Source organism: Selenomonas ruminantium AC2024, from assembly GCF_000687995.1.
GTDB classification, from domain to species: Bacteria; Bacillota; Negativicutes; order Selenomonadales; family Selenomonadaceae; genus Selenomonas_A; species Selenomonas_A ruminantium_B.
The window spans coordinates 1,376,910-1,392,890 of the sequence record NZ_JIAC01000001.1; the positions used below are offsets into that span (position 1 = coordinate 1,376,910).

The 15,981-nt window shown below is 51.4% G+C and carries 13 protein-coding genes; all 13 read left to right on the forward strand.

The genetic code is table 11. From position 1 onward, the window contains the following. Positions 1–92: 92 nt before the first annotated feature. Positions 93–4,349 (forward strand): 2-hydroxyacyl-CoA dehydratase, encoded by a 4,257-nt coding sequence (locus tag P157_RS14040; RefSeq protein ID WP_037368180.1) that lies wholly within the window; start codon positions 93–95, stop codon positions 4,347–4,349. A 190-nt stretch (positions 4,350–4,539) separates the two neighbouring features. Then, on the forward strand, positions 4,540–5,409 hold the full coding sequence (locus tag P157_RS0106405) for a phosphoribosylaminoimidazolesuccinocarboxamide synthase (protein WP_026760269.1): 870 nt from the start codon (positions 4,540–4,542) through the stop codon (positions 5,407–5,409). 19 nt (positions 5,410–5,428) lie between these two features. Beyond that, on the forward strand, positions 5,429–5,914 hold the full coding sequence (purE, locus tag P157_RS0106410) for a 5-(carboxyamino)imidazole ribonucleotide mutase (protein WP_026760270.1): 486 nt from the start codon (positions 5,429–5,431) through the stop codon (positions 5,912–5,914). A gap of 55 nt (positions 5,915–5,969) precedes the next feature. Further along, entirely contained in the window at positions 5,970–7,409 is a 1,440-nt protein-coding gene (gene purF / locus P157_RS0106415; RefSeq protein WP_026760271.1) for an amidophosphoribosyltransferase, read from the forward strand. A gap of 14 nt (positions 7,410–7,423) precedes the next feature. Further along, a complete protein-coding gene (purM, locus tag P157_RS0106420) occupies positions 7,424–8,476 on the forward strand; it encodes a phosphoribosylformylglycinamidine cyclo-ligase (RefSeq protein WP_026760272.1) in 1,053 nt (350 codons plus the stop codon). Next, positions 8,469–9,077, forward strand: a complete 609-nt coding sequence (gene purN / locus P157_RS0106425) for a phosphoribosylglycinamide formyltransferase (RefSeq protein ID WP_026760273.1) — start codon at positions 8,469–8,471, stop codon at positions 9,075–9,077. The genes purM and purN overlap by 8 nt, the downstream gene beginning before the upstream one ends. Positions 9,078–9,100: 23 nt before the next feature. Continuing rightward, positions 9,101–9,694, forward strand: coding sequence for a hypothetical protein (locus tag P157_RS0106430; RefSeq protein ID WP_026760274.1), 594 nt, complete (start codon positions 9,101–9,103; stop codon positions 9,692–9,694). An 11-nt stretch (positions 9,695–9,705) separates the two neighbouring features. Further along, positions 9,706–10,977 (forward strand): phosphoribosylamine--glycine ligase, encoded by a 1,272-nt coding sequence (gene purD / locus P157_RS0106435; RefSeq protein ID WP_026760275.1) that lies wholly within the window; start codon positions 9,706–9,708, stop codon positions 10,975–10,977. A gap of 392 nt (positions 10,978–11,369) precedes the next feature. Next, positions 11,370–11,615 carry a ribosomal L7Ae/L30e/S12e/Gadd45 family protein gene (locus P157_RS0106440; protein ID WP_026760276.1) on the forward strand — a complete coding sequence of 82 codons (246 nt, stop codon included), beginning with the start codon at positions 11,370–11,372 and terminating at the stop codon, positions 11,613–11,615. A gap of 84 nt (positions 11,616–11,699) precedes the next feature. After that, positions 11,700–12,077, forward strand: a complete 378-nt coding sequence (rpsL, locus tag P157_RS0106445) for a 30S ribosomal protein S12 (protein WP_014423830.1) — start codon at positions 11,700–11,702, stop codon at positions 12,075–12,077. 41 nt (positions 12,078–12,118) lie between these two features. Then, complete coding sequence (gene rpsG / locus P157_RS0106450) at positions 12,119–12,589, forward strand: 30S ribosomal protein S7 (RefSeq protein ID WP_014423831.1); 471 nt, start codon at positions 12,119–12,121, stop codon at positions 12,587–12,589. A 32-nt stretch (positions 12,590–12,621) separates the two neighbouring features. Continuing rightward, entirely contained in the window at positions 12,622–14,700 is a 2,079-nt protein-coding gene (fusA, locus tag P157_RS0106455) for an elongation factor G (RefSeq protein WP_026760277.1), read from the forward strand. A 17-nt stretch (positions 14,701–14,717) separates the two neighbouring features. After that, the gene (tuf, locus tag P157_RS0106460; RefSeq protein WP_026760278.1) at positions 14,718–15,905 is read left to right on the forward strand and encodes an elongation factor Tu; all 1,188 of its coding nucleotides are present in this window, start codon (positions 14,718–14,720) and stop codon (positions 15,903–15,905) included. Positions 15,906–15,981: the final 76 nt, after the last annotated feature.

Consider the following 15,981-nt stretch of genomic DNA (forward strand, 5'->3'; position numbering starts at 1 on the left):
ACAAATTAGCTTGCACCAAATGGTTGAATTTTATATAATATGAAAGGAACCTGAAAAAGAGGTTTAATGGAATCAACTCAGGTGGTGAAACTATGAAGTCCCTTTTGAATGTGGGTATAGATGTGGGCTCCACGACCATTAAATTGGTGGTGCTTGATCATGAGAAGAACATTCTCTACAAGAACTATGCCCGGCATTTTTCAGAAATTGGCAATGCCTTGCAGGAGAATCTGACGCAGCTGAAATCTCTGGTGGGAGAGAAGAAGTTTACCTTCGCGCTTACTGGGTCAGCAGGTATGGGCATTGCTCAGCGTATAGGCCTGCCCTTCGTGCAGGAGGTTATTGCCTGCGCAGCAGCCGTAAAAAATCTCATACCGCAGACGGATACCGTGGTGGAACTCGGCGGCGAGGATGCCAAGATAACCTACTTCGGTGAAGCACCGGAACAGCGCATGAACGGCGTTTGTGCCGGCGGCACCGGTTCCTTTATCGACCATATGGCTTCTTTGCTTTCTACGGATGCCTCCGGCCTTAATGAACTGGCGGAGAAAGGCAAGCAGATTTACACCATTGCGTCTCGCTGCGGCGTGTTTGCCAAGACGGATATTCAGGCGCTTATGAACGATGGCGCAGAAAAAGCCGATATCGCCCTGTCCATCTTTCAGGCGGTAGTCAATCAGACGATTGGCAATCTGGCACAGGGGCGTCCCATTGACGGCCATGTGGCCTTTTTGGGCGGCCCGTTGCATTTCCTGCCGGAGCTGCGCAAGCGGTTTATTGAAACATTGAAGCTCGATGATGACCATGTGGTTGACGTGGATTACGGCAACTACTTTGTGGCCATGGGGGCTGCTCTGTCCGATGAAGCGCAGGAGATGGATGTGGCTCGTCTGGAAAAGGGCATTGCTGAGGCGAAAACAGCTGCCGCCAGCGAAACCCGCCAGGCGGATTTTACGTTGTTTGAAAGTGATGCGGAGTATGAAGCATTCAAGGCCCGTCACGATAAAGACAAGGTAAAGCGCGGGGATATAGCAGGCTATCAAGGCCCGGTTTACGTGGGCATTGATGCTGGTTCCACCACTACGAAAATAACGGCGATTGGCCGGGATAAGGAAATTCTTTATACGTCTTACGGCAGCAATCAGGGTTCCCCGCTTTCTACGGTTGTGCGGGAAATGCAGGAACTCTATAAGGCTATGCCGGAAGGTGCTTATATTGCCAGCACCATGACCACGGGCTATGGTGAAGCCATCGTTAAGGCGGCTTTGCACGCTGATGGTGGCGAGGTTGAAACCTTTGCCCATCTGCGGGCCGCGCAGGAGTTCTGTCCCGAAGTTACCTTTGTGCTCGATATTGGCGGTCAGGATATGAAGTGCTTCTTCGTCAAGGACGGCAATATCGGCAATATCACGCTGAATGAGGCGTGCTCGGCAGGCTGTGGCTCCTTTATCCAGAACTTTGCCGAAGGCCTGTCCATGACGCCTGCGCAGTTTGCACAGAAGGCCTTGAAATCTAAGGCGCCTGTGGATTTGGGCACGCGCTGTACGGTATTCATGAATTCCAAGGTCAAGCAGGCCCAGAAGGAAGGGGCAGAAGTCGCCGATATTTCTGCGGGCATCGCTTTTTCCGTCATCAAGAATGCCTTGTTCAAGGTCATGCAGCTCAAAGATGTGCGGGAACTTGGCGACCATATTGTCGTGCAGGGCGGTACCTTCTATAACGACGCGGTACTGCGCTGTATGGAAAAACTGCTGGACAGAGAAGTTATCCGTCCCGATATCGCCGGCCTCATGGGCGCTTATGGCGCTGCGATTCTGGCGCAGGAAAGCGGGCAGGAGCATTCGTCAATCCTGCCGCTTGCTAAACTGCAGAATTTCCATGTGGAAACCAGCTCTTACCGCTGCAAAGGCTGCGGCAACAGCTGTCTGATTACTATGCAGAAATTCCCGGATGGCGGCAAGTATTTCACGGGCAACCGCTGTGAACGCGGCGTTGGCGGCCAGAAGCAGACCGAAGAAGAAACGCCGAACATCTACACCTATAAATACAACCGTGTATTCAAATACTATCGTCCTTTGGAACATCCGAGCCGTGGTACGATTGGTATTCCGCGCGTGCTTAATATGTACGAGGATTATCCCTTCTGGTTCACCTTCCTGACCTTCCTGGGTTATCGGGTGGAACTGTCGGGCAAGTCCAGTGCGAAGATGTACTACAAGGGCATGGCTACGGTGCCCTCTGATTCCCTGTGCTATCCGGCCAAGATTACGCATGGCCATATCATGGACTTGGTGGAAAAGGGCATCAAGAAGATTTTCTATCCCTGCGCGCCCTATAACATGGAGGACGAGGTGCATGCTTCGGACAATCATTTCAACTGTCCGATTGTGGCGTCCTATGCGGAAAATATCCGCGGGAATATGGATGTTCTGCGCCAGCAGGAAGTGGAATTCATCCAGCCCTTTGTGCCGATAAACGATAAAAAACGGCTGACGGCCCGCCTGTTCGAGGAGCTCGGCAAGCGGGAAAACATCAGCAAACAGGAAATTGCCAGCGCGGTGGAGGCAGCCTATGTGGAAATTGCCCGTTACCGTGAAGATGTGCGCGATTATGGCAGAAAAATTCTGGAACATATTGAGCGTACCGGACAGCAGGCGATTATGCTGGTGGGGCGCCCTTATCATGTGGACCCGGAAATTAACCACGGCATTCCCGAGATGATTCAGTCCTATAAACTGCCGGTGCTCTCTGAGGATGCCGTCTATCATCTGCCGGTCAAGGCACAGCGTCTGCAGGTAGTCAACCAGTGGAGCTATCATGCCCGTCTGTACCATGCGGCGCAGTTCGTGGCTGAACATCCGAATCTGACACTGATTCAGTTCAGCTCCTTCGGCTGTGGCCTCGACGCTTTGACCACGGAGCAGGTCAAGGATATTCTGGAAAAACATCAGCGCATCTACACGATGATTAAACTCGATGAGGTATCCAACCTTGGTGCGGCGCGGATTCGCCTGCGCTCCCTGATGGCGGCGCTGGCCCGCAAAAAGCCGATTGCTTATCAGGCGGTGCCGGATATCGAGCGACCGCACTTTACGGAGGACTGCAAAAAGACCCATACCGTGCTGGCCCCGCAGATGGCACCGATTCACTTTGAACTCTTCAAGACCGTGCTCAACAAGCATGGCTTAAAGGCTGTGATTCCGCCGATGCCGGACAAGCATGCCATTGATACAGGCCTGCGCTATGTGCATAACGATATGTGCTATCCGGCCATTGTGGTTATCGGCCAGCTGATTTCCGCCTTGAAGGACGGACTCTGCGACCCTGACCATACGAGTATCATGCTGTTCCAGACCTGTGGTGCCTGCCGGGCCACCAACTATCTGAGCGTTTTGCGGCAGGCATTGAAGCATGCCGGCTTCCCGCAGGTGCCGGTGTTTGCTGTTCATGGCCTTAAGGAGGAAACAGATTCCTTCCATATGGGACGCGGCATGCTCGTAGACGCCATCAAGGCGGCCGTCTACGGTGATACTCTCATGAACGTGCGCAACCGTATGATGCCTTATGAAATCACCAAGGGTTCTACGAAGGTTCTGTTTGATAAGTGGATGGAACGAGCCAAGGAAGAAATCGTTCGCGGCAATTACTTCCGTTTCCGGAAAAATATCAAGGCTATGGTCAAAGAATTTGACCACCTGCCCATTGATGAACAACTCTGGAAACCGAAGGTGGGCATCGTGGGCGAAATCCTCGTGAAGTATCACCCGGTGGCCAACAACCATATCGAAAAAGTTCTGATGGACGAAGGTGCCGAAGTGGTCATGCCAGATTTTGTGGATTTCTTCCTCTATTCGGCTTATGATGCCATTGCCAAGCGGAATCTCTTGGCAGGCTCTTACAAGGAAGAAGTCTTCGGCAAGATGTTTATCAATATCTTGGAATTCTTCCGCCGTCCCATGAAGAAGGCCCTGCAGGAAAGCAGACACTTCCAGCCGCCTCATTCCATTTACGAAACGGCGGCCATGGCTTCCCGCCATGTAAGCCTGGGCAATATGGCCGGTGAAGGCTGGTTCCTGACCGGCGAAATGGTCAAGCTCATCGACTCCGGTGTGCCCAATGTGGTCTGCCTGCAGCCCTTCGGCTGCCTGCCCAACCATATTACGGGCAAGGGCGTTATGCATGAACTGCGCAATGCCTACAAGGGCGCCAATATCACAGCCATCGACTGCGATGCCGGTTCCAGTGAAGTCAACCAGCTCAACCGTCTCAAACTCATGCTCGCCGTAGCCAAAGAGCGCGGCCCGCAGCAGGAAAAACAGGAATCTGACAATATGGCGATAAACCGTTGATTAAGAATCTGTGGCTTGACATGTCAATTTTTGACATGTCAAGCTATTTTTTATACGAAATAAAAATCAAGGACATGTGTCCTAAAAGTCATTGACATGTCAAAAAAATCTCGTTATTATGGAATAGTCGGAAGGGAACTTGTCAAAGTTCCGCAACAACTTTATATTTTTATGGGAGACGATATAACTCATGAAAACCTACAAACCTTTCAAATCTGGTAAAGTCCGTGAAGTTTATGAAGCTGATGGCAGCATCATCATGGTGGCAACAGACCGTATTTCGGCTTTTGACCACATTCTGAAGAACAAGATTACGGACAAGGGCGCAGTCCTGACCCAGATGTCTAAGTTCTGGTTTGATTTCACGAAGGACATCATTCCTAACCACATGCTGTCTGTAGACAATGCGGATATGCCGGAATTTTTCCAGCAGGAGGAGTTCAAAGGCAATAGCATGAAGTGCAAGAAGCTGCACATGATTCCCATGGAATGCATTGTACGCGGCTACATCACGGGCAGCGGCTGGGAAAGCTACAAGGAAAACGGCACCATCTGCGGCATCAAACTGCCGGAAGGCCTGCAGGAATCGGAAAAACTTCCTGAGCCGATTTTCACGCCGAGTACCAAGGCTGAACTTGGCGACCACGATGAGAACGTCTCCCTGGAACAGGGCGCCAAGGTTTTGGAAAAAGAATTCCCCGGCCATGGCATGGAATATGCGGAAAAGATTCGCGACTACACCATTGCCATCTATAAGAAGTGCGCAGAGTATGCACTGACGAAGGGCATTATCATCGCAGATACGAAGTTTGAATTCGGTGTGGATGAAGAAGGCAATATCGTTTTGGGTGATGAAGTGCTGACGCCGGACAGCTCCCGCTTCTGGCCGCTGGAAGGCTACGAAGCAGGCAAGAGCCAGCCGTCCTATGACAAGCAGTTTGTGCGTGATTGGCTCAAGGCAAATCCGGACAGCGATTACAAACTGCCGCAGGATATTATCGATAAGACAATCGCTAAGTACAAAGAGGCTTACGAAGTGTTGACGGGTAAGAAGTTCTAAGAGAGGAGAAGCATCTTTAATGAAAGCAGCAATCATTATGGGCAGTGATTCGGACTGGCCGATTCTGAAGCCGGCGGCAGATATTCTGAAGCAGTTTGGCATCGAGTCCGAAGTTGTGGTAGCTTCTGCCCATCGCACGCCGGGCAAGGTGCGTGATTTTGTGCTCGCAGCACCGGAGAATGGGATCTCTGTGTTCATTGTGGCGGCTGGCGCAGCGGCGCATTTGGCAGGCGTAGTAGCAAGCTATACGACGCTGCCGGTTATTGGTGTGCCCATCAATGCGACGGCGCTCAATGGTATGGATGCGCTCCTGAGCACGGTGCAGATGCCTTCCGGTGTGCCGGTGGCAACGATGGCAATCAATGGTGCCAAGAATGCAGCGATTTTTGCGGTGCAGATTTTTGCGGTGGGCAATGCTGAACTTGCAGCAAAGCTTGCGGCATATCGTGAAAAAATGGTTGAAGAAGTGGAAAAGAAAGCAGCCCGTGTAGCTGCGCAGCTTTAAGTTGCGCGGCACCGGACTGTTTTTTAGTAGAAAAAAGTGAGAGATTGATATAACCATGTATGAAAATGGCTATAATGTAGAACCGAAGTGGAAAGAGGAGTGCGGTGTTTACGGCGTGTTTTCCCGCACGGAAGATGTGTCGGGGCTGACCTATTTAGGGCTTTATGCCTTGCAGCACCGCGGTCAGGAAAGTGCAGGTATTGCCATTACCGATGGCGCCTGGATGGATGTTACCCGTGGCATGGGCCTCGTCAATGAGGTGTTCCGCCATCAGGTGCCGCATATGGAAAATCAGTGCATTGCCATCGGCCATGTACGTTATTCCACCACAGGCTCAAGTCTTTTGTGCAACACCCAGCCTTTGATGGTGAATTATTCGGGCGGCAAGATTGCGCTGGCGCATAACGGCAATCTGACCAACGCGGCAGAAATCCGCCATGAATTGGAAGAACAGGGCACGATTTTCCAGACGTCCATTGATTCGGAAGTCTTTGTGAACCTCATTGCCCGCAGCCGGGCAGAAACCGTGGAAGAAAAGATTATCGAGAGCCTGAAGAAGATTCGCGGTGCCTATTGTCTGGCGATTATGACGGAGGATAAGCTGATTGGTGCCCGTGACCCGCAGGGGTTCCGTCCGCTTTGCCTGGGCAAGACGGAGGAAGGCAGCTATATCCTGTCGTCGGAAAGCTGCGGTCTCGATGTGGCTGGTGCCGAGTTCGTCCGTGATATTGCGCCGGGTGAAATGGTGGTCATTGACGACAGCGGCGTGAAGTCCTATCCGTTCGCCATGCATGAGAAGAAGGCTTCCTGTATTTTTGAATACATTTACTTTGCACGTCCGGATTCGGTCATTGATGGTCAGAGCGTCCATGATGCCCGCTTTATGATGGGCCGGGTACTCGCGCGCGAGGCAAAGTTCAAGGGCGATATCGTCATTTCGGTGCCGGACTCCGGTACCACAGCAGCTACGGGCTATGCCTATGAGTCGGGGATTCCCTTTGTGGAAGGGTTGATTAAGAACCGCTATATTGGCCGTACCTTTATCCAGCCGACACAGAAGAAGCGCGATACCAGCGTGAAGCTCAAGCTCAATGCCATCCGTTCCGTGGTGGCGGGGAAATCCGTTATCATGGTCGATGACAGTATCGTTCGCGGCACGACCAGTGGCAAGATTGTCAATATGCTCAAGCAGGCCGGGGCCAAAGAGGTGCATATGTGCATCAGCAGCCCGCCGATTGGCTATCCCTGCTATTATGGGATTGATACTTCGGTGCGCAAGGAACTGATTGCCGCCACCAAGAGCGTTGAGGAAATCCGCGAATTTATCGGTGCGGACTCCCTGCATTTCATTTCCCTGGAAGGGCTGAAATCCTGCGTGTCGGAAGTCAATGCTGACGATATGTGCTATGCCTGCTTTAATAGTGCCTATCCCATCGCCGATGGCGAAAAGCCGGCCGGTGACAGCAAGTATGTGTTTGAACAGCGCAAAAAGTGAGGAACAAGAGGATAATGACGGAAAAACTTACCTATAAAGATGCCGGTGTAGATATCGATGCGGGCAACCGCTCGGTAGAACTCATCAAGAACAGTGTGCGGGCAACGTATCGTCCGGAAGTGCTCGGTGACTTGGGCGGCTTTGGCGGCCTGTTCGCCTTGAATAGCGGCAAGTATAAGGAGCCTGTGCTGGTATCTGGCACGGACGGCGTAGGCACGAAACTAAAACTGGCCTTTATGCTCGATAAGCACGATACCATTGGTCAGGATGCTGTGGCCATGTGTGTCAACGATATTTTGGTGCAGGGGGCAGAACCACTGTTCTTCCTCGACTATCTGGCGGTGGGCAAACTTTTGCCGGAACAGGTGGCCGATGTCGTAACCGGTGTAGCAGGTGCCTGCAAGGAATCCGGCTGCGCCCTGATTGGCGGCGAAACGGCAGAGATGAATGGCTTTTATCCCGAAGGGGAATACGATATTGCTGGCTTTGCCGTAGGTGTGGTGGAAAAGAGCAAGCTCATCACCAGCGCAAAGGTCAAGGAAGGCGATGTGATTCTCGGTCTGCCGTCCTCCGGCGTACATTCCAACGGCTATTCCCTCGTGCGCCGCATTGTCTTTGACCATAAGGGCTTCAAGGGCGATGAGTATATGGAAGAACTGGGCAAGACCATCGGGGAGGAACTGTTGACGCCGACCCGTTTGTACCCGAAAGCCTGCCTGCCGCTGATTGAAAAATTCGATATTCACGGCATGGTGCATATCACAGGCGGCGGCTTCTACGAGAATATCCCCCGCGCCCTGCCCGAGGATATGGCAGTGGAAATCGACACGAGCAAATGGGAAATGCCGGCTATCTTCCGTCTCCTGCAGCAGTGGGGCAACGTGGACTGGCCGGAAATGTACCGCACCTTCAACATGGGCATCGGCATGATTCTGATTGTCTCTGCTGAAGAAGCCGAAGCGGTCAAGGCACATTTGCAGGCGGCTGACGAAACGGTTTATGAAATCGGTAAGGTCGTCAAAGGCGGCCATGATGTAACATTGCAGGGCGGTGTGTTCGTTGGCTAAGGAAAAATTAGGTGTTCTTTGTTCCGGCCGCGGCACAGATTTGCAGTCCATCATCGATGCGATTGAAGCAGGGCAGGTTCCTGCCGAAATCGCTATCGTGCTGACGGATAAGGAAGCCTATGCGCTGGAACGGGCAAGAAAGGCCGGCATTGAAGCGGTCTGCGTTGACCGCAAGCAGTTTGACGGCCGTGAGCCCTTTGAAAAGGCCTTGATTGAAAAGCTTGAAGCCGCAGGTGTAACGCTGGTGGTGCTGGCGGGCTTTATGCGGATACTGACCCCGTATTTTGTAGGGCATTTTGCCGGACGTATCATGAATATTCATCCGGCGCTTTTGCCCAGTTTCCCCGGTGCCCATGCCCATCGGGATGTGCTGGCCTATGGCGTGAAAGTCAGCGGCTGTACGGTGCATTTCGTGGACGAAGGTACGGATTCCGGCCCCATCATCATGCAGGCGGCGGTGCCGGTGCTCGATGATGATACGGAGGAAACTTTGGGTGCCCGCGTGCTCAAAGAGGAACACCGGATTTACCCGGAATGTATCCGGCTGTACTGCGAAGGTAAATTAAAGGTTGAAGGCCGTAAGGTGACGATTTTAGCGTAAGACGCGTAAAGGAGAACAGATAAATGCAGATTAAGCGTGCCCTGATTAGCGTATCCAATAAAGAAGGCGTGGTCGAGTTCGCCCGCCAGCTTCATGAAGCCGGTGTGGAAATCATCTCCACGGGCGGAACGATGAAAGCCATCAAGGAAGCAGGCATTCCTGTAACCTATGTCAGCGATGTGACAGGCTTCCCTGAAATCATGGATGGCCGCGTAAAGACGTTAAATCCCTATATCCATGGTGGTATTCTTGCTGTGCGCGATAATGCTGAACACGTGGCACAGATGGAAGAACATGGCATCAAGGGCATTGACCTCGTGGCGGTCAATCTCTATCCGTTCAAGGAAACCATTGCCAAGCCGGATGTAACATTGGCAGAGGCCATTGAAAACATTGATATTGGCGGCCCGGCTATGGTACGCGCTTCGGCCAAGAACTTCAAGTTCGTGACCATTGTGACCAATCCGGCTAAATATAATGAAGTAATTGCCCAGATTAAGGAAAATGGCGGTGTCGATGACCGCACCCGCATGGAATTGGCACAGGAGGCCTTTGCCCATACGGCGGCCTACGACACGATGATTCAGGATTATCTGGCAAAACAGCTGGCAAAATAAGGGGCGAAACCATGAATATTTTAGTAATCGGCAGTGGCGGCCGGGAGCATACGTTAGCGTGGAAACTGGCGCAGTCGCCGAAGGCAGATAAGATTTATGCATTGCCGGGCAATCCGGGCATGGCTGATGTGGCGATGTGCGTGGAAGGTATTGCCATTACGGATAATGCGTCGATTGTGGATTTTGCGAAAAAGCATGCTATTGGGCTGGTCGTAGTCGGCCCGGAAGTTCCCTTGACCAACGGGCTCGTGGATGCAGTCACGGCGGCAGGTATCAAGGCGTTTGGCCCCACGCAGGCGGCGGCGCAGATTGAAGGCTCCAAATCCTTTTCCAAGGACTTGATGAAGAAATACGGCATTCCCACAGCTAAGTACGAAGTGTTCACCGAGGCAGAGGCAGCTCGGGAGTACATTCGTAAAGAAGGGGCGCCAATCGTTATCAAGGCGGACGGCCTGGCTGCGGGCAAGGGCGTTATCGTGGCCATGACGGAAGACGAAGCATTGCAGGCTGTTGCGGACATTATGGAAGATAAGGAATTCGGCAATGCAGGTTCGCGCGTAGTTATTGAAGAATTCATGGAAGGCGAAGAAGCATCCCTTCTGTGCTTCACCGATGGCAAGACCATCTGCCCCATGATCAGCTCGCAGGACCATAAGCGCGCCTATGATGGTGACAAAGGCCCCAACACTGGCGGTATGGGCACTTATGCCCCGGCTCCTGTCATGACGGATAAAATGGTGCAGGAAACCTATGATAAAATTCTTGTGCCGACCATCAAGGCTATGGAGCAGGAAGGTAAGCCCTATAAAGGCTGTCTCTATGCCGGCCTGATGATAACGGCTGACGGGCCGAAGGTCGTGGAATTCAACGCGCGCTTCGGTGACCCGGAAACGCAGGTTGTTCTGCCGCTCTTAAACAGCGATTTGGTAGAAATCATGCTAGCCTGCGCTGATGGTAATTTGGCTGAAGTACAGATTGACTGGTCAAAAGATGCCGCAGTCTGCGTGGTTATGGCGGCTGGCGGCTATCCCAAGTCTTACCGCAAGGGTGATGCGATTACCGGCTTGGATGAGGCCAAGGCAGCAGGTGCGTTGGTGTTCCATGCAGGTACGGCACATAAAGACGGTAACATTGTCACGGATGGTGGCCGCGTTCTCGGCGTGGTGGCCAAGGCTGGTGATGTGCGTTCGGCGGTGGCTAAGGCTTATGTCGGGGTAGAGAAGATTTCCTTTAAGGATGCGTTCTATCGTAAAGATATTGCGCATAGGGCATTAGAACGATAAGATTTCTTTCTAATTAAATAAGATATGCTAAGACGCCCCCGGTGCTGATAATATCTTTCCTTCACTTAGACAAGTTTGTCAAACGTTTCGGAAAGATATTATCAGCACCGGGGCTTTTTCGTGTAATTGGAATCAAAATGATTTCTATGCTAAGAGGTGAAGGTTCTTCTGGATGATTTATAGGCGTAATTTGTTCGAAATAAGAGGAGTTCGCAACGTGTTTTTTCGTGAATGAGAGGCAGTTTGAAAATTTTTTTGCATTTTGATACGCGAGGCAACGTGTACACGAAAAACTTTGTAAAATAAGTGTTGACAGGGATTTTAGTGGGTGCTAATATATAGAAGTGCCTGATTCGAGGGCATGATTTTAGTGATACAGGGGAGTGAAAACAATGACACTGGAAGCACTGAAAACAGCCAAGCGGGTCATTGGTATCAAACAGGTTGCCAAAGCGGTAAAACGCGAAGCGGCAACGGAAGTCTTTATCGCTGATGATGCAGATGCCAAGGTGGTCGAACCTTTGGAAACGCTCTGTACGGAACAGAATGTACCGGTCAGCCGCGTGAGCTCGATGAAAGAGCTGGGGACAGCTTGCAACATCGAAGTTGGTGCAGCAGCGGCGGCAGCGATTAAGTAATACGCCTATTTGTTAAAAATCGTAAGCTCTGCTTGCGATTTTAATAAATAATAAATTCTCAATATGAAGGAAGGAGGTGCATGTATGCCTACTATCAACCAGTTAGTTCGTAAGAGCAGAAAGAGCATGCAGGAGAAGTCCAAAGCACCAGCACTTAAGAATTGCCCGCAGAAACGTGGCGTTTGCACTCGTGTTTACACGTCTACGCCGAAAAAGCCGAACTCGGCTCTGCGTAAAGTAGCTCGTGTTCGTTTGACGAACAGCATCGAAGTTACTGCATATATTCCGGGCATTGGTCATAATCTTCAGGAGCATAGTGTTGTTCTGATCCGTGGCGGTCGTGTTAAGGACCTGCCGGGTGTTCGTTACCACATCATCCGTGGTTCTCTCGATACTGCAGGTGTGCAGGATCGTGCTCAGGGCCGCTCCAAGTATGGTGCGAAACGCGCTAAAAAGAAATAATACAGCTTCGCAAATGAAGACTATGATAAGGAGGTAAAACAATGCCAAGAAAAGGTGCCGTACCTAAGCGTGACGTACTGCCGGATCCGGTGTACCACAGCAAGACGGTTACAAAATTCATCAACAAGGTAATGCTCTCCGGTAAGAAGAGCGTTGCTGAACGCGTCGTATATGATGCATTTGAGACGATCCGCGCTAAGACGGGCAAGGATCCTCTGGAAGTTTTTGAGACGGCTCTGAAGAACGTTATGCCGGTTCTCGAAGTTCGCGCTCGCCGCGTCGGTGGTGCTAACTACCAGGTTCCGGTTGAAGTTCGTCCGGATCGTCGTATGACTCTCGGTATTCGCTGGATCGTGAATTATGCACGTCTCCGTGGCGAAAAGACTATGGACGAGCGTCTCTCCGGTGAACTCATGGATGCTGCCAACAACACTGGCGCAGCAATCAAGAAGAAGGAAGATACGCATAAGATGGCCGAAGCCAATAAGGCATTCGCTCATTATCGTTGGTAATCTTTTCTATTATATAAGGAGCGATATTAAAAGTGGCAAGAGAGTATTCCCTTGAAAAAACTCGTAATATCGGTATCATGGCTCACATCGATGCCGGTAAGACGACTACTACTGAGCGTATCCTCTTCTACACCGGTGTAAACCACAAGATCGGTGAAGTTCACGACGGTGCTGCTACCATGGACTGGATGGTTCAGGAGCAGGAACGCGGCATCACGATTACGTCTGCTGCTACCACCTGTCATTGGAAAGACCATCGTATCAACATCATTGATACTCCGGGTCACGTGGACTTTACGGTAGAAGTTGAACGTTCCCTGCGCGTACTCGATGGTACCGTAGCAGTTCTGACTGCTCGCGGTGGCGTTGAGCCTCAGACTGAAACCGTATGGCGTCAGGCTGAGCGTTACAATGTTCCTCGTATGGCTTATGTCAACAAGATGGACATCACGGGCGCAGATTTCTACAATGTTATCAACATGATGCATGAACGTCTCCAGGCCAATGCAGTAGCTATCCAGCTGCCGATCGGTGCTGAAGATACCTTCCAGGGCATCATCGACCTCGTTAAGAACGAAGCCATCGTTTATGAAGACGACCTCGGCAAAGTTGCTGACGAAGTTGCTATTCCTGATGACATGAAGGAAAAAGCTGAAGAGTATCGCGAAAAGCTGCTCGAAGCTCTCTCCGAACTCGATGACGAGTTTATGGAAAAATATCTCGGTGGCGAAGAAATCACTGAAGAAGAGATTAAGAAAGTCATCCGTAAGGGCACCGTTGAGTGCAAACTCGTTCCGGTAACCTGCGGTACTTCCTATCGCAACAAGGGCGTTCAGCCCCTGCTCGATGCCATCGTTGATTACATGCCGGCTCCGGTAGACATTCCGCCTATCAAGGGTATCAATCCGGATTCCGGTGAAGAAGACCATCGTCCGTCCAGTGACGACGAGCCGTTCTCGGCCCTGGCCTTCAAGATTATGACCGACCCCTATGTTGGTAAGCTGGCATTCTTCCGCGTTTACTCTGGTGTGCTCGATGCTGGTTCCTACGTGTTCAACTCCACGAAGGGCAAGAAAGAGCGTATCGGCCGTATCCTGCAGATGCACGCTAACAACCGTAAGGAAATCGAAAAGGTTTACAGCGGTGATATCGCTGCTGCTGTTGGTCTTAAAGACACCACGACTGGTGACACGCTGTGCGACGAAGCACATCCCATCATCCTCGAATCCATGGAATTCCCGGATCCCGTTATCTCCGTTGCTGTTGAACCGGCTACGAAGAACGACCAGGAAAAGATGGGCGTAGCTCTCCAGAAACTGGCAGAAGAAGATCCGACCTTCCGTGTACGTACCGATCAGGAAACTGGTCAGTGCATCATCTCCGGTATGGGTGAGCTTCACCTCCAGATTATCGTTGACCGTATGCTCCGCGAATTCAAAGTGGACTGCAAGGTTGGCGAACCGCAGGTTGCTTATCGTGAAACGATCCGCAAGACGGTTAAGTCCGAAGGTAAGTTCGTACGCCAGTCCGGTGGTCATGGTCAGTACGGTCATTGCTGGCTCGAACTCATTCCGCAGGAACCGGGTGAAGGCTTCAGCTTTGAAAATAAAGTTGTCGGTGGTGCAATTCCGAAGGAATTCATCAACCCGATCGAAGCCGGCGTAAAGCAGGCTATGGAAACTGGTGTTGTTGCCGGTTATCCGATGGTGGACATCAAAGCTATCGTTTACGATGGTTCGTTCCACGAAGTTGACTCCTCTGAAGCAGCGTTCAAGGTTGCCGGTTCCATGGCATTCAAGAGCGGTGCAGAGAAGGCAAATCCGGTTCTTCTTGAACCGTATGTTAAAGTCGAAGTCACCGTTCCTGAAGAATACATGGGCGATGTCATCGGCGACCTGAACTCCCGTCGCGGCCGTATCGATGGTATGGAAGCACGCAACGGTGCTCAGGTAATCAACGGGTTCGTGCCCCTTTCCGAAATGTTCGGTTACTCCACGGATCTCCGTTCCAAAACTCAGGGCCGAGGGAACTACAGCATGGAAGTAGCTTACTATGATGAAGTTCCTAAGAATATAGCCGAAAAGGTTATTGCTAAAAACAAAGGCGAATAAGGGAGGAAAAAACACAAATGGCTAAAGAAAAGTTTGAGAGAACTAAACCCCATGTTAACATCGGCACCATTGGTCACGTTGACCATGGCAAGACGACGCTGACGGCTGCAATCACGAAGTGCCTGGCTGAAAAAGGCATGGCAAAATTCGAAGATTACGCTGATATCGATAAGGCTCCGGAAGAGCGTGAACGCGGTATCACCATCAACACGGCACACGTTGAGTATGAGACTGAAAAACGTCACTATGCACACGTTGACTGCCCGGGCCACGCTGACTATGTAAAGAACATGATCACTGGCGCTGCTCAGATGGATGGTGCTATCCTGGTAGTTTCCGCTGCTGATGGCCCGATGCCCCAGACTCGTGAGCACATCCTGCTCGCTCGTCAGGTAGGCGTTCCTGCAATCGTTGTATTCCTGAACAAGGTTGACCAGGTTGACGATCCTGAACTGCTCGAACTGGTTGAAATGGAAGTTCGCGAGCTGCTCTCCAGCTACGAATTCCCTGGCGATGACATCCCTGTTATTGCTGGTTCCGCTCTGAAGGCTCTGGAAGGCGATGCTGACATGCAGGCTAAGATCTATGAGCTGATGGATGCTGTTGACGAATACATCCCGACTCCGACCCGTGACACGGACAAGCCGTTCCTGATGCCGGTCGAAGACGTATTCACGATCACTGGTCGTGGTACCGTTGCTACGGGCCGTGTAGAACGTGGCGAACTGAAGCTGAACGACACGGTTGAAATCGTTGGTCTCCAGGAAGAACCGAAATCCACGGTTGTAACTGGTATCGAAATGTTCCGTAAGATGCTCGACAGCGCTGTTGCTGGCGATAACATCGGTGCTCTGCTCCGCGGTATCGACCGTAAGGAAATCGAACGCGGTCAGGTTCTGGCTAAGCCGGGTTCCATCAACCCGCACACGAAGTTCAAAGGTCAGGTTTACGTTCTGACTAAGGAAGAAGGCGGCCGTCATACCCCGTTCTTCACGAACTATCGTCCGCAGTTCTACTTCCGTACGACTGACGTTACGGGCGTAGTTACCCTGCCGGCTGGCACGGAAATGGTTATGCCTGGCGATAACATCGAGATGGATGTTGAACTCATCACTCCGATCGCTATCGAAAAAGGTCTGCGTTTCGCTATCCGCGAAGGTGGCCACACTGTTGGTGCAGGCCGCGTAACTGACGTAGAAGCCTAATTTACAGTTATTAAACCTATAGATAAGAGCGGCGCTCGCGTCGCTCTTATTTAAAGGTTTGAAATAATATGGTACC